This is a genomic window from Frankia sp. CeRuru1 (assembly GCF_977966315.1).
In genome coordinates this window covers 1-2,746 of record NZ_CDWWEW010000519.1, presented here as the reverse complement: position 1 = coordinate 2,746, position 2,746 = coordinate 1, and the positions used below count along the sequence as shown (strand labels likewise).

General features: G+C 70.6%; 1 protein-coding gene and 1 riboswitch. The gene reads right to left on the bottom strand.

Features of this window, described 5'->3' with window-relative positions:
- Positions 1–153: 153 nt before the first annotated feature.
- Complete coding sequence (pknB, locus tag AC08OP_RS23720; RefSeq protein WP_476616197.1) at positions 154–2,268, bottom strand: Stk1 family PASTA domain-containing Ser/Thr kinase; 2,115 nt, start codon at positions 2,266–2,268, stop codon at positions 154–156.
- A 283-nt stretch (positions 2,269–2,551) separates the two neighbouring features.
- Positions 2,552–2,665: riboswitch (TPP riboswitch) on the top strand.
- Positions 2,666–2,746: the final 81 nt, after the last annotated feature.

Sequence of the window (2,746 nt, the reverse complement as noted above, 5' to 3'; positions counted from 1 at the left end):
CCACTGAGACGTCGGCCGCCGCGAGCCGGCGGGCCACCGGCCACGACCACGCGCTGCCTTCACGCCGTCGTCTCCCCGGGGAACCGGTCGCGGATCTCTCGCCCGCCGCGCGATTCGTCGCACAATGTGATCAACCTGGTGGGGGATGGCGGCTCAGCCGAGGGGGTCCCACGTTGTGTTGACGTGCACGGTACTTCCTTTTTCGATTTTGGCCCCGGCCTGGGCGGACTGCGACGTCACCCGGTCGCCCGGCCCGCCGATCCAGCCGATACGGTCGATCTTCAACCCCCGGCGCCGCAGGATGTTCTCGGCTTCCCGGTAGCTCTTCCCGACCACGTTCGGCACGGGGACCTGGATCCCGCTGCCGTCGCCCCCGGAACCGTCGTCGTCGTCGAACCTGCCGGCCTCGGCCACGGTGAGGGTGACGGTGCCGCCGGGTGAGATCGGCTGCCCCACGTCGGGAGAGACCCCGAAGACCTGACCGGGCTGCACGGCGTCGTTCACGGCACCGATACGCTGCACCACGAGGCCGATGTTCAGGCCGACGAGCTCGGCCCTGGCCTCCTCGAACGACTTGCCGATGATGTCGGCCGGCACCGGCTTCGCCGCGGGGCCCGTCGAAGTGATCACGACGACCTTGTCCTTCGGCTTGAGTGCGGTGCCGGCCCCGGGGTTCGTACCGATCACATGGCCCGCCGGCACCGTGTCACTGGACTGTGGGCTCAGGCCGCCGAGGGTCAGGTTCACTTCGGCCAGCCGGGCCTTGGCCTGGGCCTCGGTGAGGTTCGCCAGGTCCGGCACGCGCACCGTCGCGGGCCCGGAGCTCAGCCGCAGGGTGATGAGCGCGCCCTTGTCGACCTTCGACCCGTCCTGGGGATCCTGCTGGGAGACGTGGCCGACCGGCACCGTGGCGCTGGTGACCGGGTCGAGGTAGGTGAACTGGAAGCCGGCGTCGCGCAGCATCTTCTCGGCGTCGGATCTGCTCAGGTTTGTCAGCAGCGGGACCTCGGTCCCTCCGCCGGACAGGGAACGGAACGCGAGGATCCCGAGCAGCAGGACCAGGACGGCCACGCCACCGACGACGACCGGGATGAGCCCCCGGGAGCGTGGCGATGCGGCGGCCCGTCGCCGCCCGCGCCCGCCACCACCCCCGAGATAGGCCGTGGCGGTCGGGGAGGGCGGGGAGGCGGATCGATAGAGCGCGCCGGTGCCTGGCTGGCCCGGCCCGGCACCGGCGAACGCGCGCTCCGCGGCGGCCCCCGCCCCGGCGCCCTGGGAGTCGTCGTAGTCCTCGGCCTGGAACGGCTGGGTGTACCCGGGATCCTGGGTGTACCCGGGATCCCGAGCCCCTGGAGGCCGCTCGGCCAACCCGATCCGTTCGATCTCGCCGGTGAACCCGCTCGGGTAGGCGTCCTGCGGGGGCAGGAACGGCTCGATGCGCCGCAGCTCCGCCAGCAGCGCCGCACCATCGGCCGGCCGGCGCGCCGGGTCGCGGGCGGTGGCCCGGAGAACAAGACCGTCCAGCTCGGCGGGAATGCCCTCGATCATGGTGGACGGCGCCGGCACGTCGCCGTGGACGGACTGGTAGGCCACCGACATCGGGGTGGCGCCGCTGTGCGGGAGCTGCCCGGTCAGGGATTCGAAGAGCACCACACCGGCGGCGTAGACGTCGCTGCGGGTGTCGGCGACGCCGTGGGTGACCTGCTCAGGGGCGAGGTACCCGACAGTGCCCATCACCACCCCGCCGGTGAGGGCCTGGGTGGGCTGGCTCACCGGACGGGCGAGGCCGAAGTCCGCGACCTTCACTTGGCCGTCGTCACCGAGCAGGATGTTCTCGGGCTTGATGTCGCGGTGGATGATGCCGGCGGCATGCGCGGCGCCGAGGGCTTCGATCACGGGCTCGATGATCTCGATGGCCTCGGCGACCGGGAGCCGGCCCCGGGCACCCAGGTGCTGGCGCAGCGACCGGCCGCGCACCAGCTCCATCACCAGGTAGTTGACCAGACCGGCGGGGATGTGGTCGGAGCCCTGGTCGAGGACGGAGACGACGCGCGGGGTGTTGAGCCGCGCCACGGCCTTGGCCTCGCGATGGAAACGGGTGACGAACTCCGGGTCGTGATTGAGAGTGGGATGCATGACCTTGAGGGCAACGAGCCGGTCCAGCCGGTTGTCGTGCGCGACGTACACCGTCGCCATCCCGCCGACGGCGAGCCGTTCCTGCGCCGTGTAGCGGCCGTCGAGAAGCCGACCTATGACGGGGTCGGCCACGGTGGCATCCACGAGGGAGAGTTTACGATCGTTGCCGAAGGATGCCGCTACCGGAGCCCCGCGAGGTTAACCCGGATACGCCGTTCGAGCGAGAAGTACCTCGTCGCGCAGCATGGTGTCTACCGGATGAAACCCGGATGCCCACATTGAATCGGCTCCCGAGGTCGAGATGATCGTCGACGGGCGTGGATCAGTGTCGCAGATCAGTGTCGCAGATCGGCGTCGCAGATCGGCGTCGCGGCGGGACACCCGAAGCCGCGGCCGGGGAGCAGCGGTTACACTGTCGATTGCTCCGGGGAGCCCGCGGACGTGGGCTGAGAGGCCGGCCAGTATCCCGTCGGCGACCCGTATACCCGATCGCGGTCATGCGCGCGTGGGGAGGATGAAAGATCGTGCCGCAGCACCCACTACGTCCTGCCGGCTCCCGTCCCGGTGATTCTCCTCCCGATGGTTCCTGTCTCGGCGGCCTCGCCGGTGA